At 69.9% G+C, this 25,781-nt stretch carries 8 protein-coding genes; 4 read left to right on the forward strand and 4 right to left on the reverse strand.

The window, feature by feature from the left end:
• Entirely contained in the window at positions 1–1,914 is a 1,914-nt protein-coding gene (locus H1R19_RS00285; RefSeq protein ID WP_219850296.1) for a glycosyltransferase family 2 protein, read from the forward strand.
• 19 nt (positions 1,915–1,933) lie between these two features.
• On the opposite strand, the gene H1R19_RS00290 is transcribed toward H1R19_RS00285, so the two are convergent.
• The 4 genes from H1R19_RS00290 to H1R19_RS00305 all read right to left on the reverse strand — a co-directional run bounded on the left by H1R19_RS00290 (position 1,934) and on the right by H1R19_RS00305 (position 5,218).
• Entirely contained in the window at positions 1,934–2,362 is a 429-nt protein-coding gene (locus tag H1R19_RS00290) for a hypothetical protein (protein ID WP_188330654.1), read from the reverse strand.
• 125 nt (positions 2,363–2,487) lie between these two features.
• Positions 2,488–3,375, reverse strand: coding sequence for an ABC transporter permease (locus H1R19_RS00295; protein WP_219850297.1), 888 nt, complete (start codon positions 3,373–3,375; stop codon positions 2,488–2,490).
• A gap of 11 nt (positions 3,376–3,386) precedes the next feature.
• Positions 3,387–4,241: an ABC transporter permease gene (locus H1R19_RS00300; RefSeq protein ID WP_219850298.1), complete on the reverse strand. Its 855-nt coding sequence runs from the start codon at positions 4,239–4,241 to the stop codon at positions 3,387–3,389.
• Complete coding sequence (locus H1R19_RS00305) at positions 4,238–5,218, reverse strand: ATP-binding cassette domain-containing protein (protein ID WP_219850299.1); 981 nt, start codon at positions 5,216–5,218, stop codon at positions 4,238–4,240. The genes H1R19_RS00300 and H1R19_RS00305 overlap by 4 nt, the downstream gene beginning before the upstream one ends.
• A gap of 279 nt (positions 5,219–5,497) precedes the next feature.
• On the opposite strand from H1R19_RS00305, the gene H1R19_RS00310 reads away from it, so the two are divergent.
• The 3 genes from H1R19_RS00310 (at position 5,498) to H1R19_RS00320 (ending at position 25,776) form a co-directional block, all read left to right on the forward strand.
• A complete protein-coding gene (locus H1R19_RS00310) occupies positions 5,498–23,221 on the forward strand; it encodes a non-ribosomal peptide synthetase (RefSeq protein WP_244970818.1) in 17,724 nt (5,907 codons plus the stop codon).
• Positions 23,218–24,096, forward strand: a complete 879-nt coding sequence (locus H1R19_RS00315) for a glycosyltransferase family 2 protein (protein WP_244970819.1) — start codon at positions 23,218–23,220, stop codon at positions 24,094–24,096. The genes H1R19_RS00310 and H1R19_RS00315 overlap by 4 nt, the downstream gene beginning before the upstream one ends.
• Before the next feature lie 111 nt (positions 24,097–24,207).
• Positions 24,208–25,776 (forward strand): hypothetical protein, encoded by a 1,569-nt coding sequence (locus H1R19_RS00320; protein WP_219850300.1) that lies wholly within the window; start codon positions 24,208–24,210, stop codon positions 25,774–25,776.
• Positions 25,777–25,781: the final 5 nt, after the last annotated feature.

Genomic DNA, 25,781 nt, shown 5'->3' on the forward strand with positions numbered 1-25,781 from the left:
ATGAGCACCGGCCACACGACCGTCGCGGTGATAGCCGCCTTCGAACCCAGCCGCGAACTGCTCGAGTCCGTGGAAATCACACTCCAGCAAACGGATTCGGTCATCATCGTCGACGATGGTTCGCCGTCTCTGGCGGCCTCACCGCAGGGGGCGGTGCGCACCGTGCTCGACGAGTGTGCCGCCGCCGGTGCGACGGTCCTCGAGAACCCGACCAACCAGGGGATCGCGCACGCTCTCAATCGCGGTGTGCGAGAGGCCCTCGCGCGCGGAGCGGATACCGTGCTGACCCTGGACCAGGACACCCATCTGGGTCCGGATTACGTCCGGCGCGCCGTCGACCACCTGGCGCTGGCGGCGTCACTCGGTGTCACCGACGCCATGGCCTCGCCGGCGTTCATCAACGACGACGTCGCCCCGTTCTGGTTCGCCGAGAAGGGGTTGACCCTGGCTTTCGAGCCGCTGCAGTCGGGCCTGGTGATCTCGCGGGGTCTGTTCGAGAAGATCGGCCTCTTCGACGAGGACCTGTTCATCGACTGTGTGGAGACCGAGTTCTATCTCCGGGCGCGTGCCGCCGGGGGGTCGGCACTCATCGTGCCCGGCAACCGGATTCGGCACAGTCTGGGGCGGTCCGCCACGTGGACACCCCCGCGTCCGCTGCGGTGGATGCTGCGCGGGCGCGGTGCGGGCGCGGCGATCGAGTTCACCGAGGACGCACCGTTCCGTCACTACTACATCGCCCGCAACCGGTCGGTGATGTACCGCCGCTATGCACGCACCGAACCGTTGTGGACATCGGCGTCGATCGCCAAGGACGTGATCGCGCGGGGACGGGCGATGCTCATCGGCACCGACCGGCTCTCCCGGGTGTACCTGACCGCCGCCGGACTCCGTGCGGCCGCGAAGGGGGAGACCGGGCGCATCCCGGAACGGACGCTGCAGCGCGCCGCGCGGCTCCGTGCAGGGCTGTCCCGGCCCGCCGGGAGCCACGGCGGGACGACGCCGGTCGGTGAGCGTTACGAGGACACCGAACGCCCGCTCCCCGAACTGGTCTCGGTGGTCATCCCGGTCCGCAACGGGGTCCACGTCATCGATCATCAACTCGAGGCGCTCGCCGCACAGACCTATCCTCGGCCGTTCGAGGTGATCATCGCCGACAACGGCTCCACCGACGGCCTGCGCGCGCACATCGAGAACCACCCGCTGCGTGAGCGTCTCCGCATGACCTGGACCGACGCCTCCCAGCGGCGCGGCGGATCGCAGGGACGCAACATGGGCGTCGCCGCATCCTCCGGTGATTTCATCGCCTTCTGCGACGGTGACGATTGGGCGTACCCGGACTGGCTCACCGAACTCACCGCGGTGGCGACGCGAGCGGCCGCGGTGGGCGGCGCGCTGGAGACCCACACCCTCAACTCCGACGAGGTGCGCAGCTGGCGGCACGTCCTGGAACCCGACGAGCCCTACCACGTGCCGGGCTTCATGCGCGTGCACCCGACCTGCAACTTCGGTGTCTGGCGTGAATGGTTCGACCGGGTCGGCGGATTCGACCTCGAGTACGACCGGGGCGCCGAGGACTCCGACTTCGCGATCCGCGTGCAGCTGGCCGGCGGGACCATGGTTCTCGCCCCCAAGGCGCTGGTCGCCTACCGGCTCCGGGACTCGTTGGCCGGCATCTGGGATCAGTCGGTGATGTGCGGCGAGGGCGACGCCCGACTCTATGCGGACTACCGCCACTACGGCATGCCGCGCCGGCCCTGGTACGCCACCGTGGATGTGTTGCTCTACCTGCTGATCCGCAATCCGCTGTTGCCAACCGCGATCACCCGCGCGCCGCTGGGACGGTGGCTGTTCCTCGCGGGCAACCTCGTCGGGCGCATCAAGGGCAGCATCCAGTTCCGTTGCTATTACGTGTGACGGGCCTCGGACAGCTGCGTCAGCTGTTCTTGACGCCCTTGGGGCCCACCCACACGGTCTGGCCGTTGCGGGTCGGTTTGATCTGAGCGATCACGGTGTGGGACACCGAGATGCTGCGCGGCCGTGCAGTGGGCTTCGCCTGGTTGCACCACACCTGGGCGCTGACCTGGCTCCGCTTCTTCAGCGCGACCCGCGCATAGATGAGGTCGTCGCCGTAGTCCCAGCCCCTCGCGTTCCACGACGTCGGGACCTCGAGGCCGGTGACACTTCCGCCGATCGCGTAGACGTTGCCGCCGCGCGGACAGTTGCCCTGCCACTTCGGGAAAGAGATGTAGACGTTGCCGTAACTGGTGGCTGCCGAAGCCTGCGGTGTCTGGGCGGTGCCCACGATCATCCCCAGTGCCATCACGGTAACGGCCACGAAGACCGACACGACTCGTCGCAACATTCACGCACTCCTGGGGTTCGGGGCTCTCGCACTCGTCGGAGTGACGATATACACGCCGCGGGCGTAGGGCCATAGGCCGAACGGGCTACGGGGTTACGGGGCTAGGGGTCAGGGGGCTGGGGTGCTCACCGCGAGGCGGCGCGCCGATACCCCGACAACGTCGGCCCCGTGAAGACCGCGAGCAGCCCGGCCGCCCACACGGCGGTGAGCAGCAGCGGTAGGGCGACCGGTCCGCCGGAGGCCAGCCCCCGGATGGCCTCGACGGCGCAGCTGAGCGGCTGATACTCCACGATTGGCCGCAACCACGCCGGATAGGACTGGGCGGGCACAAAACCGGTGTTGAAGAACATCGCCAGGTTGGTGCCGATGGCCACCCATTCGACGATGTGGGAGTCGCGACTGAGCAGCGCCAGCGCGGTGACCATGATGGAGAAGGCGATGCCGAAGATCAGCGTGACGCCGATGATCGCGACGTAGCCCAGCACCCCGGATTCGATGCGGAACCCGATGATCGTGCCCACCGCGAGTACGGCGCTGACGGTGATGACGATCCGGACCGCCTCGGCCAGCAGCCGCCCGACCATCGCCGAGGCCCGGTGCACCGGGAGCACCCACATCTTGGTGAGCAGCCCCGACATCCGTTCGCGTCGCAACCCCAGACCGCTGATCGACGCACCCGACATCGCGCCGACGAGGGCGACCATCGGCACCATGCCGAACACACTCGACGACCCGGAGTGAGCGCTGACCGAGCGGTCCAAGACCAGCCAGAACATCAGGACCATCAGCGCCGGGAAGAGCAGTGACTGAAGGAGGGTCGCGGGGTCGGTGGCCCACTTCACCAGGATGCGTTCGGCCTGGAGCATCGAGCCGCGCAGCAACGCCCGCGGCGTCGACTCGGCGGTCCAGGCCTCACGCGGCGGGAACCGCAGGGCGTCGGGTGCCGGGGTTGTGTGACCGGGGGTCCGGGTTGCCGATGTCCGGGTTGCCGATGTCGGGGGTACCGGTGTCATGGGTACTTGTGTCATGGGTACAGGCGCCGATGGGTCTGGGTGTGATGGGCGAGCGCGACGAACACGACGGCGAGTGCCCCGAGCCAGATCAGCGCGGGCACCACGGTCGACGCCGTCGGATTGCCCTCGGCCAGTTCGCGCATCGTGCCGGCGAAGTGGGAGATGGGCTGGTTGCGGGCGAAAGGCTGTGCCCAGTCGGGAAATCCCGACTCCGGGACGAACCCGGTGGACAGCAGGCCGAGGACCAGCTGAGGCAGCACGAGCAACTGCGAGGTCGCCTCCGGATTCCGGGCGATCAGTCCCAGCGAGTCGGCGCCGATCGCCAGCACGAGCGCCACCGCCAGCGCGAAGCCGACGAACGCGAGAGTGTCGAGGGCGCTGCCGCTGAACGAGAAGCCCAGCAGTGCACCGAAGATCAGCGCCGCGACGATCGACACCACCGAACGGACCATCGAGATGGTCATCCGTGAGGACAGGGGGACGAGCGGACGCACCGGCATCGAGGCGAGACGCCGGTTCATCCCGCGGAGCTTGTCGAGGGTCGCCCGCTGGGCCGCGGCGACCGCGGTGAACGCCACCGCCTGCAGCACGATGATCGGCATGAGGAACTGGGCGTAGTCGATGCCGCGGTCGGCCATCACCAGCCGTAGCGGCAGATAGAAGCCGAGGGCGAAGACCAGCGGCATCACCACCGCGACCAGGAATTCGCCCTCGCCCCAGGCGGACCGGATGCCGCGGCCGGTCATCGTCGCCCACTGGCGGGCGAAGGGCCGGTTCCGGGCGACGGTTGCCGGGTCGTCGACGTCGGGCCATGTGAGGCGCCGTTCGTCGATGCCGGTCACCGTGGGCGTTCCGGTGCCGATCACCGGGCGGAACCGGCCTCGGAGTCGGTCGCGCCCGAACCGGGGGAACCGGTCAGGGTGAGGAACACGTCGTCGAGCGACGGGGTGCGCAGGCCGATGTCGGCGAGTCCGATGCCGGCGTCGCGGGCGATCGCGATGACCTCGCCCATGGTCGCGATCCCGTCGGTGGACGTCAGCGTGATCGTCGCGCCGGCCCCGACGGTCGGCCGGTGCTCGGTGCCGAGTCGTTCGGTGAGCAGTGCACCCAGGGCGTCGGCACGCAGCGGGTCGTCGAGGATCACCTCGCAGTAGGTGCCGCCGACCTTGTTCTTCAGTTCCGCGGCGGTTCCCTCGGCGACGACCTGCCCCTTGTCGAGGACGACGATGCTGTCGCTGAGGCGGTCGGCCTCCTCGAGGTACTGGGTGGTGAGCAGGGTGGTGATGCCGTCGGCCTTGAGTGATTCGACGAGCCCCCACACCGCTTGCCGGCTGCGCGGGTCGAGGCCGGTGGTGGGTTCGTCGAGGAAGACGACCTCGGGTCTCACCACCAGGCCGCACGCGATGTCGAGGCGGCGGCGCATGCCGCCGGAGTAGGCGAAGACGGGTCGTTTGGCGTACTCGGCGAGGTCGAACTGTTCGAGGAGGTGGTCGGCGCGTTCGCGGGCCGCGCGCCGGCGCAGGCCTTGCATCCGGCCGAAGAAGATCAGGTTGTCGCGCCCACCGAGGGTCTCGTCGAGGGCGGCGTACTGGCCGGTCATCGAAATCGCCTCGCGCACACCGGCCGCGTCGCGGACGACGTCGCGCCCGGCGACCGACGCCGTACCCGAGTCCGGGGTGAGGAGTGTGCACAGGATGTCGACCAGCGTGGTCTTGCCTGCCCCGTTGGGTCCCAGGATGCCGAGCACGGTGCCGGCGGGCACCTCGAACGAGATGTCCCGGACCGCGTGGACGTCACCGAAGGACTTGGTGATGGCGTCCACCCGTACGGCAGGTTCGCTCATCACTTCTCCTCTTGATCACGGGCCCGCACGGACGACGCCCACACGGATGTAAGCGGCTTGAACGGCGTGTTAAGGTTAGCCTGTGCTAATGACGCCTGGCCAAATCGCCTGTACACGGCGCATGCATGTCGGAGCCGGGGGCAATTCTCCGCCGGCGCCTCCGATGTAACACATCGAGGAACCGGCGCCGCGCGACCGGTTCGCCCCGAATCCTAACCATTCCCCACGCCGGCCCGATCGTGGCCCGGCTGTCTTCGGCATGCCGAAACCTTCGGAAGAGTGACATCCCACGTGACCAACAACGACGTCGACGCGCGGCCCGGTGCCGCATCGGTGACCGCATCGGACGTCGTGGAACATCTCGATCTCGTTCCCCTGTCGGCAGCCCAGCGCAGCATGTGGTTCGCGCAGCACCTCGCGCCGCACACCCCGTTCTCCATAGCCCAGTACGTCGACGTGCACGGCGACCTCGACCTCGACCTGCTGACCGACGTCGGGCGGCAGGTGGCCCGCGAGTTCGGCACCGCGATGGTGCGACTCGTGCCCGCCGAGGATGCGACCCAGGCGCCGCTGCAGTACCTCGACGAGTCCCTGCGCGACGAGATGATGCACCTGGACTTCACCGACCACGACGACCCCGAGGCGGCCGCGCGGGCGTGGATGGACAAGGAGTTCCGAACTCCCCTCGACCTTTTCGCCGACCGGTTGATCGAGTCGGCGACGCTGCGGATCTCCGAATCGCGTTACTTCTGGTACACCCGCGTTCACCACATACTCCTCGATGGATACGGTGCGTCGGCCTTCGCCGAGCGGACCGCCGAGGTCTACACCGCGCGGTCACGGGGCCTCGACGTGCCGGCCGCGCGCGCCGGGAGTCTGCACGACCTGCACGCAGACGACGTGGCCTACCGGTCGTCGACCCGCTTCGAACGGGACCGGGAGCACTGGGCACAGCGCTTACGCGATCTGCCCGATCCGGTCCGTCTCGCCGATCCCGTTCTCGGCGGCGGCGCCGAATCGCGCACGGTCGGCGGTGACCTGGACCCGCAACTGGTCCTCGACGTCGAGCGCTTCTGCGCGGAGAACCGGGCGACCGTCGCAGCCGTGGCCAGTGCGGCTGTCGCCGTGTACATCTCGCGAATGACCGGCACCGACGACATCGTCCTGAGCCTGCCGGTCTCGGCCCGCACCAATGCGCTGCTGCGCCGCTCGGGCGGCATGGTCTCCAACGTCGTCCCGATCCGAAGCGGCATCACACCCGACACCACCATCGGGGAACTCCTCACCCGCATCACCACCGAGCTGAGCGGGGCGCTGCGCCACCAGCGCTACCGGTTCGAGGACATGCGACGCGACCTCGCGGCGCGGACGGCCGGCACCAACCAGGGAAGCCTCGGCCCGTCGGCGGTGGGCCGCGGGTTCTTCGGGCCGGCGGTCAACGTGATGATGTTCCGCAGCGAGACGATCCTGGGCGACTGCGTGGGTCGCAGCCACATCCTCAGCACCGGACCGACCGAGGATCTCGCCGTCACCGTCCACACCGGAACCGGTGATCTGCGAATCGATCTCGAGGCGAATGCGGCCGCCTACCCCGAGGCCGATCTGACCGCCCATCGTCGCCGATACCTGCTCGTTCTCGCGGGGATGGTGACCGCGGGCCCCGACACCCGGGTCGGCGACCTCGACATCCTCGAGGTGGCCGAGCGTGCACTTCTCGTCCCGGCGCGCGGGGACGCCGCGTCGGAGCCGGCGCACTTCGCCGACCTCATCTCCCGTGCCGCCGCGGCACACCCGGCCGCCGAGGCCGTGGTGGACGGACCTCGTGCGCTGCGCTACGACGAACTCATGCAACGGGTGCGACGACTCGCCCGTGTGCTCATCGCCCGCGGGGTGGGCCCGGGTGTCACCGTGACCCTGGTGATTCCACGCGGATTGCACTCGGTGACAGCCGAACTCGCCGTGTTGCTGGCCGGAGGGGCGTTCGTACCCGTCGATCCGGCGCTTCCCGACGACCGGCTCGCCTACCTTCTCGACGACAGCGCCGCCGAGATAGGCATCGTCGGCCCGGGGAGCGGCGCACGACTCGACGCGCTGCAGAATCGTTGCCGTTGGCTGGCTCTCGACGACGAACGCGTCGTCGCCGACTACCGCAACGCCTCGGCGGAACCCGTCACCGATGCGCAGCGGACACGGCCCCTGCGCATCGACGACCCCGCGTACGTGATCTACACCTCCGGTTCCACCGGCGCGCCCAAGGGTGTCGTCATCAGCCACCGCGGACTGGCCTCCTTCGCCGACGAGCAGATCCGGCGCTACGGCGTCGGGAGCGGTTCGCGCACCATCCATTTCGCCTCCCCGAGCTTCGACGCCGCGGTCCTGGAACTCCTTCTCGCCCTGGCGTCGGGCGCGACGATGGTGATCGTGCCGACCACCATCTACGGCGGCGACGAGCTGGCCGCGCTGCTGCGCGCCGAACGCGTCACCCACGCCTTCCTGACCCCGGCCGCATTGGCAACCCTCCCGGCCGACGGCCTGGACGAGCTGCGCACGGTGATCGTGGGCGGCGAGGCCTGTCCGCCGGAGTTGGTGTCCCGATGGGGGACCGGACGGCGGATGTTCAACGCCTACGGGCCGACCGAGTCGACGGTCATGGCCACCCTCGCCGGGCCGCTCGATCCGGCCGGGCCGGTGACCATCGGTGCACCCATCACCGGCAGCACGGCTGTGGTCCTCGATCACCGGCTGCGGCCCGTGCCGGTCGGGGCGACCGGCGAGCTGTATGTCGGCGGTGCCGGCGTCGGCCTCGGCTACCATCGGCGGCAGGCGCTGACGGCCTCGCGGTTCGTCGCCGACCCCTGGGGGCCGCCGGGTGCACGCCTGTACCGCACCGGAGATCTGGTGCGGTGGCGCGAGACCGCGGGGGGAGAGCATCACCTGGAGTACCTGGGCCGCGGTGACCGGCAGGTCAAGATCCGTGGCTTCCGCATCGAGTTGGGTGAGATCGACGCCGCGATCGGCGCGGTTGCCGGTGTCGATCTCGCGGTCACCGAGCCGCAGACCGCACGGGCGGGCGCAGGCGACACCGCCGCCGGCACCTATCTGGTCGGGTACTACACCGGCACAGCCGATTCCGAGGCAGTTCGCGAGGAGCTGCGTTCGGTCCTGCCGGCGCACATGGTTCCCTCGGTTCTCGTTCGGCTCGACGCGATACCGCTGACCACATCGGGGAAGGTCGACCGCAAGGCCCTGCCGGTCCCCGTGCCGGTGGCCGCACCCTATGCCGAACCGCGCTCGGACACCGAACGCGTGGTCGCCGCGGCGTTCACCGATTGCACCGGTGCCGCCCGGGTCGGCCGCGACGACGACTTCTTCGCCCTCGGCGGTGATTCGCTCACCGCCACGAGGCTCGCGTCGACGCTGTCGGGCCAACTCGACGCCGACGTCCCGGTCCGCTGGGTCTTCGAGACCCCGACGGTCGCCGGACTCGCAGCGCGCCTCGCCGATCCGGTGACCCGACGCATCCCGGAGCTACGGCGCGTCACCACGATCGGCAGCGCCGACGCCGGTGCGGCGGATCCCGTGCCGCTGGCACCCGCGCAGCAGCGCATGTGGGCCGTCAACCAGCTCGACACGCGCTCACCGGTGTTCAACATCCCGCTCGCCCTGCGGATCCGCGGCGACCTCGACCGCGTGGCACTGGCCGATGCCGTCCGCGACGTCCTCGACCGGCACGAGACGCTGCGTACCGTCTACCCGGACACCCCGGGCGGGCCCGTCCAGGTTGTGCAACCCACCGACGTCGTCGACCTCACCACGGTCACCGACCCTGAGCTGGTCGCGATGTCCGATCTCGATGCCCGGATCGCCGATCTGGCGACCACCGGCTTCGATGTGGCCGCAGGCGTTCCGCTCGTGATCCGTCTGCTCCGCGTGGCCGCCGACGACCACGTCCTCCTGTGCGTCGTACACCACATCGCCGCGGACGGGTCGTCGACGGCGCCGCTGGCCCGCGATCTGGCGGTGGCCTATCACGCGCGCCGACGCGGGGAGGCGCCCGCATGGACGCCGCTGCCGGTCACCTACCGCGACTACACGCTGTGGCATCGCGAGGTCATGGGCGACGAGTCCGACCCGTCGTCGGTTGCCGCCGTTCAGCTCGACCACTGGCAACGCCGCCTGGGCGACCTGCCCGATCTGCTCGCCCTGCCCACCGACCGGCCCCGGCCCGCGCACCCGCGTGCACGCGGCGGCGAGCTGCACACCGAGGTCGAGGCGGAGGTGGTCGAGCGCATGCGCACCCTCGCCCGGGCCACCGGCACCACTCCGTTCATGGTCGCCCACAGCGCACTCGCGCTGCTGCTCGGACGTCTCAGCGGAACCGCCGACATCGCCGTCGGCACCCCGGTCGCCGGTCGGCACCACCGCGACCTCGCCGAACTGGTCGGCATGTTCGTCGGCACCGTCGTCCTGCGGACCCGGGTGGATCCGACCGCGACGTTCGCCGAGTTGCTCTCCGAGGTGCGGACCGTCGACCTCGACGCCTTCGAGCACGCCGACATCTCGTTCGACCGGCTGGTGGACCTCGTCGCCCCGCGCCGCTCCGCGGCGTACCACCCGCTGTTCCAGGTGGGCTTCTCCTATCAGAACCTCGGCACGTCGACCGTGTTCCTCGACGGACTCCAGGTCGAGATCGTCGAACCGTCTCTGGGAGTGGCGAAGTCGGATCTGCACCTGACGCTGGTCGACGACGGCGCGGCGGGCGTCACCGCCGGGCCGATGCGCGTGCAGTGGGATTACGACCGGGACCTGTTCGACCACAGCACCATCGAGCGCTGGCACCGACTCTGGATCGCACTCCTGTCCGCGGCTCTCGACGCCGTGGACACCCCCGTCGGTGATCTGGCCGTCGAGGCAACCGCAGGGGTCCTGGCCGGACCGGAGAGCGGTCGCGACGAGGACACCCTGCCCGCCCTGGTGGAGAAGGCCGCGGCGCGACATCCGGGTGCACCGGCACTCTACGACGACGCCACCGGCGCCGAGTTCACCTACGGGGAGATCGATGCACGCGTGAACAGGCTGGCGCGCAGGCTGATCGCGGCCGGTGTGGGTCCCGAGGTCCGGGTCGCGGTCGCCATCGGGCGGTCGGCGACGCTCGTCGAAGCGGTGCTCGCGGTGTCCCGTGCGGGCGGCGCGTATGTGCCCGTCGATCCCGAAGCGCCGGCCGAACGAACACGTCTCGTCCTCGAATCATGCGCACCGGCAGTGGTTCTGGTCGCCGGACCGACGACGATCACGCCGGTGGACCCGGTGGTGATCATCGACGTGACCGACGTGACCGACGTGACCGACGTGACCGTGACCGACGTGACCGGGGACGGGGGAGCCGGTGGGGGCGCAGGCCGGCCGGTCACCGACGCCGACCGGATCGCGCCGTTGCGGCCGTCGAACACGGCGTACGTCATCTACACCTCCGGTTCCACCGGCACACCCAAGGGTGTCGCGGTGTCCCACCGGGCGATCGCCGGCCAGCTGAACTGGAAGACCACCGCATTCCCGCTGGGACCCGGGGACAGCACCGTTCTCAAGACGGCTCTCACTTTCGACCTGTCGGTGTGGGAACTGTTCTGGCCCTTGATCAGCGGCGCCAGACTGGTCGTCGCGACGCCCCACGGGCACCTGGACCCGCGCTACATCGCCGACCTCATGCGGCGCACCGCGGTCACCGCGGCCCACTTCGTCCCGTCGCTGCTCGACGCCCACCTCGACGCACTCTCCGACACCGGAACGCAGGCGCACCCGATCGGACGGGTGCTGTGCATCGGTGAGGCGCTCACCCCGGCGACGGCGCAACGGGCCGCGGACATGCTCGGCGCCAGGGTGTTCAACCTCTACGGTCCCACCGAGGCCGCCGTCGGGATCACCCACCACGAGGTGGGTCGGGCGCTCGCGTCGCCCGGGTCCCCGACGGTACCGATCGGTGTTCCGGTCGACGACTCGACCGTGCTCGTCCTCGATGCTCGCCTGCATCCCGTGCCGCTCGGGGTCGTCGGTGAGTTGTACCTCGCGGGAGCGCAACTGGCGACCGCCTACGAGGGACGTCCGGACCTCACCGCGGATCGGTTTGTCGCCCACCCCGCCGGGACGGGCACACGGATGTACCGCACCGGCGATCTCGCCCGCATCCGTCCGGACGGCACGATGGAGTTCCTCGGCCGCAACGACTTCCAGGTGAAGATCCGTGGCCAGCGGATCGAACTCGGCGAGATCGAATCCGCTCTCGCCGCCGATCCGCGCGTCGCCGCGGCAGCTGTCGCCGCACATCACGGCGACACCCTCACCGCCTACCTCGTACCCGCGCACGGGGCGACGGACACCTTCGGCGCCACCGCGGTCCTGGACGATCTCCGCCGCCGGCTGCCGGCGTACATGGTCCCCACCGCCGCGGTCGTGCTCGACGCCCTGCCGCGTGGAATCCACGGCAAGATCGACCGGGGCGCCTTGCCCGAGCCGCCGCGAACACGGCACTCCCACGTCGCGCCCCGCACCGCCACCGAACGCGCGCTCGTCGAACTGCTCGGCACGCTGCTGCCGGCCGACGCCGACCGGGCCATCGGCGTGAACGACGACTACTTCGAACTCGGCGGCAATTCACTGATGGCCGCACGTCTCTCGGCTCGCATCGGCGACGCCATGGGTGTCGACCTCCCGGTGCGCGCGGTCTTCGACGCCCCCGTCATCGCCGACCTCGCACGGCGCATCGACGACGCGGCCGCTTCCGACCGCCCCCGCCTGGGTGTTCGGACCAGGCCGCCGGTGCTGCCGCTGTCGCGAGCACAGCGGCGAATGTGGTTGTCGGACCGGCTCGTACCCGGTACCGCGCTCTACAACCTGCCGTTCGCCCTGCAGGTCGACGGCCCGCTCGACGTCGAGGCACTCGCGGGAGCGATCCGCGGACTGCTGGACCGGCACGAGGTCCTGCGCACGATCTACCCCGCCGACGCCGGGATCCCGCGCCAGCACATCCTGTCGACCGACGAGGCACTGGCCGGCGCCGACATCGATCTGGTCGCCGAGGTTCCCGAGAGCGTCCCCGTCGAGACCTTCGTCGGCGACACCGCGAGCCGCGGATTCGCGCTCGATTCCCGGATACCGCTGCGGATCAGGGCATTCCGGACCGGACCCGACGCCCACGTGGTGGTCATCGTTCTCCATCACATCGCCGCGGACGGGTGGTCGACGGGTCCGCTGGTACGCGATCTGCTCGCCGGCTATCTCACCGCCGCCGCGGGCGGAGCCCGCCGAGAGATTCCGGCAGGCGGAGCCCGCCAGGAGACCCCCGCGGGCGGAGCCCGCCAGGAGAACCCGCTGCCGGTCCAGTACGCCGACTTCGCCCTGTGGCAGTCGACGCTGCTGGGCGAGCTCGACGGCACCGAGCCGCACCCGAGCATCGCCCGTCAGCGGGAGTTCTGGCGCGAGGTCCTCACCGACCTGCCCGGCCCGCTGCCGCTTCCCGTCGACCGCGCACGCCCCGCACACCCGACACACCGCGGCGACACCGTCGAGTTCTCTGTCGACCCTGCGCTGATGCGCGAGATCGAACGCGTCGCATCAGCCCACCGGGCCACGGTGTTCCACCTCGTGCACACTGCACTGGCCATTGTGCTTTCCAGGCTGTCCGGTTCGTCGGACATCGTCGTGGGCACGCCCGTCTCGGGTCGCGGCAGTGAACTGCTCGACGACCTCGTCGGCATGTTCGTCGACACCGTGGTCCTGCGAACCCGCATCGACGAGGACGCGACTGTTTCCGAACTGCTCCAATCGGTCGTCGAGTCCGATGTTGCCGCGCAGGCGAATGCGGAGGTGCCGTTCGAGGAACTCGCCGACGAGTACGAGCCCGACCGGGCAGGCGCGCATCATCCGGTCTTCCAGGTGATGCTCGCGTTCGGCGACCCGCCCCCGGGTCCCGTCCGCAGCGGTGAGATCGCCGCGACGCCGCTGCCCGTCGAACTGCCGCTCGCGCGCTTCGACCTGCATCTCACCCTCGACGTCCCGTCGACGGGCGGAACTCCCGACGATCTCGGAACCCTCCAGGCATCGGACTCGGTCACGGACGCCGGGTCGCGACACGCACCGATCCGCGGTCGGTGGACCTATGCCACCGAACTCTTCGACCGCAGCACGGTCACCGGCTTCGTCGACATGCTGCTGCACGTCCTGCGGGGCGTGGTGGCAGAGCCGGGGGCCGCAGTCCACGAACTGGCAGTCGTCGACACCGCCGAACTCGACCGCACCCGCGAGCAGTGGGGGAGCGGTGGCCGGCCTGCCGGCGACGCGACCTCCCGCACCCTGCCCGCGGCGATGACGGTTCCCGGTACCGCGACGGGACGGGTGATCGACTGCGACACCGCGGTCACCGTGAAGCACTTCCACCGGCGGGTCGCCCGTACCGCCCGCGCGCTGATCGCGGCGGGCGTCGGCCCCGAACAGACGGTGGCCGTTGCCGTTCCGCGTTCGATCGACATGCTCGTCGCGATCCATGCCGTTGTTCTCGCGGGTGGCGCATATGTGCCGATCGACCTCGCCCAGCCGGAAGCCCGGATCGCGACGATGCTGGAGACCACCGATCCGGTGCGGATCTTCGCACCTGCGAGCAGCGGGCTGAGTCTTCCGGCCGGGTTCGCCGACCGCCTCCTCGATCCGGCCGACCTGCACCTCGACCGCGGTGACGAGCCGATCACCGACGCCGACCGGCGGGTTCGGCTCCGCTCGGAGCATCCCGCCTATGTCCTGTTCACCTCGGGATCGACCGGGGTGCCCAAGGCGGTCAGCATCAGTCATGCGGCGATCGTCAACCGCCTCGCGTGGATGCAACAGCGCCACCCGATCGGCGAGGGCGACGTGGTCCTGCAGAAGACGCCGATCACCTTCGACGTGTCGGTGTGGGAACTGTTCTGGCCCTTCCTCACCGGTATCCGGCACGGAGGCGTCGATGTCGTTCTCCCCGCACCCGATGCGCACCGCGACCCGGCCGTACTCGCCGGACTGATCCGCGAACACGACGTCACGGTCATCCACTTCGTGCCCGCGATGCTCGACGCGTTCGTGGCCGCCTCACCTGCCGCCGACGACCTGCGCTCGCTGCGGCTGATCTTCACCAGCGGGGAAGCGCTCGGTGCCCCGTCGGCGCGGGCGGTCCGATCACTCACGTCCGCGCAGCTGCACAACCTGTACGGCCCGACCGAAGCGGCCGTCGACGTGACCGCCGTCGAGGTCGACCGGACCGACACCGCGATCTCCATCGGGCGCCCCACCGCGGGCAACACGGTCGTCGTCCTCGACAGCCGGTTGCGGCCGGTCCCCGCGGGTGTCACCGGCGAGCTCTACCTCGGAGGTGTCCAGCTCGCGCGCGGGTATCACCGGCGGGCCGACCTGACCGCGTCGCGCTTCGTCGCGTCACCCTGGGGGAACGGTGAAAGGCTCTATCGCACCGGTGATCTGGTGCGCTGGCGTCGGCCCGGACCCGATGAGGCAATGCCGGTGCTGGACTACCTCGGACGCAGCGATTTCCAGGTGAAGATCCGCGGGCAGCGCGTCGAACCCGGCGAGATCGAGGCCGCCGCGCTCACGCACCCCGAAGTCCGCGCGGCGGTGGTCGTCGTCCACGAGCACCCGCGTATCGGCTCCCAGCTCGTCGCACACGTCGTCGTCGATGAGGCCGCCGGGCTCACCGCGGCGAGACTGCGCGCCCACCTCGCCGAGCGGTTGCCCGACCACATGGTGCCCACTCACATCCTGCCCACCGCCGCGTTGCCGACCACGACCAGCGGCAAGGTCAACCGGGCGGCGCTACCCACACCCGCGACCACCGTCGCACCGGGTCCCGATGGCGGGAGGCGACCGGAAACCGCCACCGAAGACGTTGTGCTGTCGCTGATCCGCGCGATCCTCGGCGAGGACGTGGGTGTCGACGACGACTTCTTCGCCGCCGGCGGCAACTCGCTCGTCGCCACGCGCGTGGTGGCCGGGATCGCCGAGGAACTCGGCGTCGGTGTCCCGGTGCGCGCGGTCTTCGACGGCCGCACCGCCGCCGCGATCGCCGCCGCTGCAGACACCGCGGCCGCCGCCAACCCGTTGCCGAGACCGCACACCGTCGAACGGCCGGACCGAATCCCGCTGACGGCGGCGCAACTGCAGATGTGGTTGCACAACCGGATCGAGCCGTCGTCGAGCGCGTACCTCATCGTCGCGCCCGTGCGGATCCCGCAGACCCTCGACCGGGATGCCCTGCGTGCGGCACTCGGCGACGTGATCGGGCGGCACGAGATCTTGCGCACCGTGTACCCCGAGGGCGACGCCGGACCGCATCAGCTCATCCGGGACACCGGCCAGTACTCGATCGATGACGTTCTGCAGGTGATGGATTCGATGCGCGCGCCATCGACCTCCGCCGAGGAGGAGGCGGTCGCGGCCGCACTGGACTCCACGATCGACCTCACCACCGACCTGCCGCTGCGCGTGGTCGTCGGAGAACACGATGGTGCAACGGTGATCGTCCTGGCCGTGCACCACGTCGCCGCCGACGGCTGGTCGCTACGTGTCCTCGCCCGTGACCTCGACACCGCCTACACCGCACGCCTCGCCGGGAACGAGCCCGCGTGGCCGCCGTTGCCGGTGCAGTACGCCGATCACGTCGTACGGCGGGCGAGCCGCCTCGGCGCGCCCGGCGATCCGGCCTCGAAGCTCGCCGGACATCTCGCCTACTGGCGCAACCAGTTGTCCGGCGCGCCGACGCTGTCGGCGCCCGCGGCCGACCGGATACTCGAGGCCGAACCCGGCACCGTGCACCACCGAGCAGTCGGACCAGCGGAGACAGCCAGGCTCCGTGATCTCGCCGACCGGTCGGGCAGCACCGTCTTCGGGATCCTGCATGCTGCGCTCGCACTCACCTTGAGCCGGTCCGGTGCCGGCGACGACGTCGTCATCGGTACCCCGACCGCGGGCCGCTTCGACGCCGATGTCGCCGATCTGATCGGCATGTTCGTGACGATGGTGCCGCTACGCACCGAAGTAGACCCGCGATCCGGATTCGCCGAGCTCGTCGCGCGGTCGCGCGAGAGCGTGGTGGACGCGCTCGAACACGGTGAGGTCGATGTCGAGGAGATCGTCGACCATCTCGGGTTGTCCCGCGACGGCACACGCCACCCGTTGGTCCAGGTGACCCTGACGGTCGACGGTGCCGACCACCCCGCCGACGGGAGGCACTCCCAGCACGGCGCCGCTGCCGAGGCCGTTCGTCTCGACATCCCGGTGGCCCGTTTCGATCTCGAGTTCACCGTGACCCCGACGTCCGACGGCGGCCTGGACATCGCCCTGATCCATCGTCCCGATGTGTACCGGAACAGCACTGCCGCAGCACTGCTGGATCGGTACGGCCGGGCGATCTCGCTGGCCGCCGGTGATCCCACGACACCGCTACGGGTGTCGAGCCTGCTCGGTCAGCACGAGCAGGAGACCCTCGCAGACCTGCGCGGCGACGATCCCGCCGCCCCGGTTCTGTTCGGCGACGCGATCGGCAATCCCGATCACCGCCTGGTGGGTTTCGACGGCGACGGATCAGGGTGCGCCTTCGGCTCAGGCGGACAGTGGCGCGCCTTCGGCGCAGAAGAGATCGCCGACTGGACCAATCGACTGGCACGAGCGCTGATCTCCCGCGGCGCCGGACCAGAAACGGTTGTCGCACTGGCCATCACCCGCTCGGTGTGGTCGGTCATGGCGATGCGGGCGGTTGCCGCCACCGGTGCGGCATTCGTGCCGGTCGATCCGTCGTATCCTGCCGATCGCATCGCCTTCATGCTCGAGGACTCCGGCGCATCGATCATCGTCACCACCACCGGATCGCTCGCCTGCGGCGGTCGGCAGGACGTGCTCCTGCTCGACGACCCGGACACGCAGTCGGAACTCGCTGCGCTGCCCGCGGGTGCCATCGAGGAGACCGAGCGCCGGGCGGTTCGGCACGTGGACCAGCCGGCGTACCTGATCTACACCTCGGGATCGACCGGGCGGCCCAAAGCGGTCGCGGTGACCCATCGGGGCGTGGCGTCGTTCACGGCAGAGCAGCGCCGCTACGGCATCGAGAGCGGCAGCCGTGTACTGCATTTCGCGTCTCCCAGCTTCGACGCCGCGATCCTCGAGCTGTTGATGGCCGCGGACGCGGGCGCGACCACGATCGTCGCGCCCACCGACATCTACGGCGCCGACGACCTCACCGAGCTGCTCCGTGCCGAGCGCGTCACGCACGCATTCCTCACCCCCGGCGTACTCGACACCATCGCACCCGACGCCGACGATCCCGCAGCAGCGGACCCGTTGCCGCTGCTGCAGACGATCATCGTGGGCGGGGACGCATGCTCGGCGACAACCGCGCGGCGGTGGATCGGCCTGGGCAAGCGATTCTTCAATGCCTACGGGCCCACCGAGTCGACCATCATGGGGACCCTCGCCGGCCCGCTGTCGGTGGCCGACACCGAACCGATGACCATCGGCTCGGCGATCACCGGCACCGACGTCCGCGTGCTCGATCCGTCTCTCCGCGAGTGCGCACCCGGGGTGCCCGGCGAGTTGTACCTGCGCGGAGTCGGTCTGGCCCGCGGATACCACGGTCGGCCCGGGCTCACTGCCGCGACCTTCGTCGCCGACCCCGACGGCCCACCCGGGTCTCGCCGCTACCGCACCGGCGACCTGGTCAGGGTGTCTGTCCGCGCACCCGAGCTCGAGGCGCGCGCCGGTCTGGTGCACCTGGGCCGCATCGATCATCAGGTCAAGATCCGCGGCCACCGGGTGGAGACCGGCGAGGTCGAGTCGCTGCTCCGCGGGCACTCCGGCGTCCGCGCCGCGGTAGTCGCCACCCGGCCGGGCCCGGACGGGAACGCCGCGCTCGTGGCCTATGTGGTGCCCACCGGCGATCTCCGGCGGGACCACCTGCTCGACCGGCTGCGCGAGTCGTTGCCCGCCCACGCGATTCCGGCGGCGATCGTCGAACTCGACGCCGTACCGCTCACCTCCGCAGGCAAGGTCGACCACCGGGCCCTGCCCGCACCGGTATACGAGACCACGGAGTACCGCGCGCCCGGTACGTCGACCGAAAGGCTTGTCGCCGAGGTGTTCGCCGAACTCCTCGGACGCGACCGGGTCGGGGTGTCGGACAACTTCTTCGACGCCGGCGGCAACTCGTTGACCGCCGCCCAGGCCGCCGCGCGTATCCGCACCCGCTCCGGCCGTGAGCTGTCCGTCCGCGATCTGTTCGACGCCCCATCTGTACAGGAACTCGCACGCCGGCTCGACGCGTCCACCGCACACACCGGACCGGTCCTGGGTGAACTCGACCGGCCGGCGCGGATTCCGCTGTCGCCCGCCCAGCAGCGGATGTGGTTCCTCAACCGGTTCGATCCCGGCGCGCTGACCGAGAACATCCCGATCGTCCTGCGGCTGACCGGTGACCTCGACGTCGAGGCCTTCACCGCGGCGCTGGCCGGGCTGCTCGCCCGCCACGAGGCGCTGCGCACGATCTACCCCGACAGCGCCGACGGACCACACCAGGTGATCCTGCCCGCCGATCAGGTACCACTCGATCTATCGACAGTCCCGTTGTCCCGCAGCGCATTGCCCGACGCAGTCCAGCGGTCCACCCGGACGACGTTCGACGTCACCGCGGCCCCACCGGTCCGCGCCGAGCTCTTCCGCGTGACCGATCACCACCGCACGGACGCCGGCCGGGACGAGTACGTGTTCGTCCTCGTCGCCCACCACATCTGCGCCGACGGACTGACGATGGTGGCACTCGCCGGCGAGCTGGCCGCGGACTACTCGTCGCGGATGGATGCGCACCGGACCGGGAAACGGGCGGTCGAGCCGGTACCACCACCTGTCCAGTACGCCGACTACGCGGTCTGGCAACGTGCGATCCTCGACGACCGCAACGGTTCGTCGGCCGCCCAACTGCAGCAGTGGGTGCAGCGACTACAGGGCGCGCCGCCGGTGATCGACCTGCCGACGGCCGGCCCGCGACCCACTCGACCCAGCGGGCGCGGAGCCCGCGTCGACTTCGCGATAAATGCCGAGTTGCACACTCGGATCGTCGACTTCGCCGGCCGTCGCGGCGCGACCCCGTTCATGGTGGCGCACACCGCGCTCGCGGTGCTGCTCGGCCGTCTCGGCGACAACCGCGACGTCGTCATCGGCACGCCGATCGCCGGGCGAGGCGAGCAACACCTCGACCGGGTGGCCGGCATGTTCGTCAACATGCTGGCGCTACGCACCGTCATCGACCCGGCTGCCACCGTCGACGAAGCCCTGGACATCGCGCGAGACGCAGCATTGCATGCCTTCTCGAACTCGCTGATCCCGTTCGACCGCATCGTCGAGGAACTCGACCTGCCGCGGTCGACGTCGCACCACCCGTTGTTCCAGGTCGCGATGTCGTTCCAGAACATCGGCCCGATGGACCTGGCCTTGCCGGGGCTGGCGGTGGAGGTCGTCGACGACGACGTCGAGGTCGCGGAGTTCGACCTGCATCTGACCCTCGCCGACACCTTCGGGGCCGACGGCGCCCCCGCCGGCCTCACCGGGCAACTGGTCCATGCGACCGATCTCTTCGATCAGGACTCGGCCGCCGAATTAGTCGAGCGCTACCGGCGCATCCTGGCGGCGATGGTCGACGCACCCGACACCGCGGTCGGTGACCTGCCACTGCTCGACGCCACTGAGCGATCGGCGCTGACGGTCACCGCGACCGCGCCGGAGACCGTCCCGGGCGACACGGGACTGGCCGACCTGTTCCACGCCCGGGCGTCGCGCACACCGGACGCCGAGGCCGTGGTGACCGGCGATCGCGTCCTGACGTACCGCGAATTCGCCTGCCGGGTGACGGCATTGGCGCGGCTACTGGTGCGTTCCGGCGTCGGTCCCGAGGACCGTGTCGCCATCGCCGCGGCACGCGGACTGCCCCAACTGCTCGCCGTGTACGCGGTCGCCACCGTCGGCGCCGCATATGTTCCGGTCGACCCGTCGGCGGCCGAACGTGCCGCGACGATCCTGGATGTGTCCGACCCGGTCCTGGTACTGGGCGTCGGATCCGCGGCGCCCGATTCCCGGCCCTACCTCGACCTCGATACCATCGAGGCCACGTCGGCCGACTTCGCCGCGGAACTCGTCGAACTCCCGGCCGCGCTGTCCGATGAGTTCCCCAGACCGCGCCCCGACTCCACGGCCTACGTGCTGTTCACCTCCGGTTCCACCGGAATACCCAAGGGGGTGAGTGTGTCTCATGCCGCCCTCGCCCACCAGTTGCACTGGATGCAGCACCGCTATCCGATGGGTGCCGGTGACACGGTGCTGGTCAGGACCTCCGCGGGCTTCGATCTGTCGGTCTGGGAGTACTGGTGGCCACTGCAGACCGGAGCACGAATCGTGCTCGGCGACAACGGGAGCGAGCGCGACGGCCACGCGTTGCTCGGCGCCCTCGGCCGGCACCACGTGACGGTACTGCCGACGGTGCCGTCGGCACTGTCGATGATCCTCGACGCCGGTACGCCACCGGCCTCGCTGGGTACCGTGCTGTGCATCGGTGAAGAGCTGCCCGCCGAGCTCGTCGCCCGGGTGCGCGAGGCCGCCGCCGGCAGTCGGTCGACGCCGATCGTGATCCACAACCTCTACGGGCCCACCGAGGCGGCGGTCAGCGTGACCGGACACGAAGTGGTGGGCGTTCCCGACGGGCGGGTCTCCATCGGGCACCCGCAACCCGTCGTGACCGTGCGCGTGCTGGACACACGCCTGCAACCGGTGCCCGACGGCGTCGCAGGCGAGCTGTACCTCGGCGGTGTGCAACTGGCACGCGGGTACCACGGGGACCCGGCGCGGACCGCGGCGTCGTTCGTCCCTGATCCGTGGACGACCGGCGGCGCACGGATGTACCGCACCGGGGATCTGGTGCGCCGCAACACCGACGGCGCGCTCGAGTATCTGGGTCGCACCGACCACCAGCTCAAGGTGCGCGGCTTCCGCATCGAGCCGGGCGAGATCGAGGCGGTGCTGCGGCGCTGTGCAGGCGTCGCCGACGCGGTCGTCGTGGCGATCCCGGGAGCAGATGGCCAGGACCGGGTCGTCGGCTTCGTCGCCGGTGACGCCGCGGAGCTGACCGCGGAGAACGTCCGACGCGAGGCGGCGTCCCGGCTTCCGGCCTACCTGCGCCCAGAGGTTCATGTCCTCGATTCGTTGCCGTACAACGACAACGGCAAGGTCGATCGTTCGCAACTGCCGCAACCGCGGGCCGCCGAACGCGCCTACGCGCCGCCACGCACCGATGTGGAGTGCCGGGTCGCCAAGGTGATCGCCGAGGTCACCGGCACCGAACGAGTCGGCCTGGGCGACAACTTCTTCGACGTCGGCGGCAACTCGCTGTCGGCGACGCGGGTGGCATCGCTGCTGGAAGCGGAGTTCGGGCGTGCAATCCCCGTCCGGCTGCTCTTCGACGCGGTCGACGTCGCCGATCTCGCCGCGCAGATCGACACCTTGCCCGTCCCGACCGGCACCGAGGACACCGCGGGCGTGCCGCTCGTCCGCGGTGACGACGACGAGCCGGCGCCACTGGCACCGGCGCAGCGTCGAATCTGGGAGGCCGTGCGCAACGGGTCGGGTGCGGACTGGAATGTACCGGTCGCCGTGCGCTTCTCCGGGGACCTCGACACAGCGGCACTGGCGTCGGCTCTGGTGGACCTCGTCGACCGCCACGAATCGTTGCGCACGCGCCACCGTGACGGTGTCTCCGGCCCGGAACTGGTGGTGCTGCCGACCGGAGTGGTCGCCGATCTCATCGATCGCGGCCTCACTCCGCAACCCGTCGCCGCCGCCGACTACGAGCAGGTCCTCGCCGAGGTGGCCTGGTCGGAACTCGACGTGCGGAACTCGGCACCTATCCGACTCCGGCTGCTGCAGTTGGACGACCAGACACATGTTCTGGTGCTGGTCACCCACCACCTGAGCGTCGACGGCCAGTCGATGGCACCGCTCGCCCGCGACCTCATCACCGGTTTCGTCGCGCGGACCCTCGATGCCGGATCGGCCGTTCCGGTGCAGGAGCCGGCGGTGAGGTTCCGCGACTACGCGCGATGGCGCACCGGCATCCTCGCCGCAGACCGTGACCGCCAGCTCGCCTACTGGACGGATCGGTTGACCGCCGGATCCCGGGGTCCCGGAACAGGTCCGACGCTACGGACCGACCACCACCGTCCCGCGCGGTGGCAGTCCGCAGGCGCCGCAGTCGAGTTCACCCTCGCCACCGACCTGCACGTCGCGTTGGACGGGTTCGCCCGGGCGACGTCGGTGAGCATGTTCGCGGTCCTGCAGGCCGCGTTCGCGGTGATCCTGGCGGAACTGGCCGACGACCCGGACGTGCGCGTGGGCACGGCCAACGCCAACCGGCCGCACGCGGCGCTCGAGGGGGTCATCGGCAACTTCGCCGACGACCTGCCCATGCGTCTCGACGCAGCCGGCCACCGGGACTTCGCCGCGCTCGCACGCGAGGTGCATCAGCAGCTGCTCGACGGCCTCGCGCACCCGGACATCTCGGTTCCCGACCTCGCCGACGCACTGGACCTCGACATCGATCCCGCGGGTTCGTCCGGGTCGCCCGTCTTCCCGGCGACGCTGATCCTGCAGCAGGCGGGAGCAGACGACGCGGGTATGTCCGAGATCGACCTAGGGGGCGTGCGGATCACCCGCGAACCGCTCGCGAACTGCGTCGCCAAACACGAGTTGGAGTTCACGTTGCTCGAAGTCCGCGACGCCGAGGGGCCTGCCGGAATCACCGGCACCCTGCTCTATCCGGTCGCCCTGTTCAACCCGGCCACCGCGCAGCGGCTCGTCGGCTCTCTCCGGGCGATCCTCGAGACCGTCGTCGAACAGGACGGGACGCCCACCGTCGCCGTGCTCCGGGAGGCAGTCCGATGACGGCCGCACCGGTGGCGGCATCGGTGGTGATCGCCTACTACCGCGGACTGCCCGACCTCGACGTCCAGCTCGAAGCCCTGGCCGCGCAGGACTTCAGCGGGAACTTCGAGGTGATCGTCAGCGACAACGAGGGAAGCGCCGAGCTGCGTCGGCATCTCGACGCCCATCCGCTGCGCGACCGGTTGGCTCTGCGCTGGGTGGACTCCTCGGACGTCGCCGGTACCTCGCATGCCAGGAACGTCGGAACACGCAGCGCCGCAGCAGACTTCATTGTCTACTGCGACCAGGACGACGCGGTCCATCCGACCTGGCTGCGCGCCATGGTCGACGCCGGCCGCGACGCCGACCTGGTGGGCGGTCCACTCGAGCGCGACACTCTCAACGACCCGGTCGTCGCGTCGTGGCGGGTGTTGCCCGATCCGGACGAACCGATCGTGCTGGGACGCTTTCTCCCCATGAGTTTCGGCTGCAATCTCGGCGTGCGCCGCAGCGTTTTCGACGCAGTCGGCGGGTGGGACGAGAACTACCCGACGGCCGGCAGCGACGTCGAGTTCTGCTGGCGGATCCAGACCGCGGGCCACACCTTCGGTTACGCGCCCGAGGCCATGGTCGCCTACCGGTATCGGACCGGGTTGCGCGAATCGTGGGACCAGGTCGTCGACTACGGCAGCGAAGAGGCCCGCGTCGCCAAACAGTTCGGTGCTCCCGGACGGCAGTGGTGGTGGTTCCCGATCCATGTGGGTGTCGTCCTCGCAACATGTCCGGTGTGGCCCTGGGCGTGGTCGCGTCGGCGGCGCGGGGCGTGGGTCTGGGTGACGGGAAATCTCGTCGGACGGATCAAGGGCAGCCTCAAATACCGCGTCGTGTATCTCTGACCGCGACCGCTTTCCGGTGCCGAACGGCGAATCCGGGACATGCCTCGAACGCCACACGGATATGTCTCAGGATTTGCTCAGGTTGCCTGATTTGTCCGCTAATGTTTAGCGATGCTCAAAGGTCAGGGTTCTGTGCGCTTGTCGGCGCGTCTGCTGGTGGCGGCTCTCGTGCTCGCGGTGTCCGCCTCCCTCTCGGTCGTCGCCGCAGGATCGTCGGCCGCCGCTCCGGTGGTGAACCCGAAGGCCGGGAAGCTGGTGGCAAAGGCCGACTTCGAGGTGAAGCGCGACGGGTTCTCCTTCGAGAACTGGGGACCGAACGACGCCGCCCATTCGCGTGGCCTGTCGATCGAGGGGATGCGTGCGGTCTTCGGTGACGAGGTGTGCGCCCGCATCGTCCTGGGGGTGTGCTCGCCGACGACGGTCGCCGAGCTCGTGCAGCAGGAATTCAACGACGCGATGACCGGTGGGCACTGCTTCGGGATGGCGGCCCTGGCCGGCCTGTATGCCACCAAGCGGCTCAATCCGTTCCCGTTCGCGATGCCGTGGCAGTCCGTCTACAGCATCGGGCCGTCGGCACCGCTGGACGAGCTGATCGCGCGGATGTTCATCACCCAGGGCTTCCCGCCCACCGATCTCGCCCAATCGGAGGTCTCGGCGTCACAGGCCCTCTCACGGTTGCGTTCGGCGTGGACGCGCAACGACAACTACGTTCTCGCGATCTACACCGACGAAGAGCGTCAGGCCGGCCACGCGATCAACCCGATCGCCATCCGCGACCTCGGTGAGGGCAAGCGCGGCATCGTCGTCTACGACAACAACTTCCCCGGTGTGGAGAAGATGGTCGTCGTCGATCCGGCCGCCGAGCGCTGGTACTACTCGACGGCCACCAACCCGTCCGAACCGACCATGCTGTTCCAGGGGTCTGCCGCGAACAAGATGATGCTGGTGCCGTTGGCGTCGATCCTTGCGCGACACCAGGATCCGGACCTGCGCAACGACGACACCGTCGTGGTCGTGTCCGACACCAACGGCGGCGCTCGCGGCGCCGGTGACGTCGACTGGGACGTCAGGGTCACCGATCCGGCCGGCCGCACGATCCCCGGCGTCGAGAAGAAGATCTTCTTCAACAACGACAACACCGCGTCGTTCACCGTGCCCGCGAACCGGAAGTTCCGGATCGTCGTCGACGGTGTGGAGGCCGGACGCACCGCGGACATCAATGCGACCGTCCTGAGTGGCGGTGGCGCCGTGGCCATGGGCGACCTCGAGGTGCCCGCCGGTGCCACCGCGGTGATCGACGCAGACCCGGCGCGGCATGCACTTCGCGTGAGTTCGTCGGCGACGACGACCGCGGAATTCCAGGTGGCCACCGAGGATTCGCTGCGGTCGCTGTCGACCGAGACCAGCCAGTTGTCGATCGGTCCGGGCTCGTCGGTGTCGGTGGGCGCCACCTCACCGGTGGGTGTGACGGTGCTGACCGAGGGTCGGGCGCAGAAGGTGCGACTCGCGGTGGAACGCAGCGACACCCTCACCGACCGGACCGCGATCACCCGAACCCCGGTCACGCTGCGCCCGGGTGCGAAGCTCGATGTGCCGGTGAATCTCTGGACCGGCTGGGGACCGCTGACCGCGACCGTCCGCAGTGGTGCATCTGTCACGCCGGTGACACTCGCCCAGTGAACAGC

It is taken from the genome of Gordonia jinghuaiqii (genome assembly GCF_014041935.1).
GTDB lineage: Bacteria > Actinomycetota > Actinomycetes > Mycobacteriales > Mycobacteriaceae > Gordonia > Gordonia jinghuaiqii.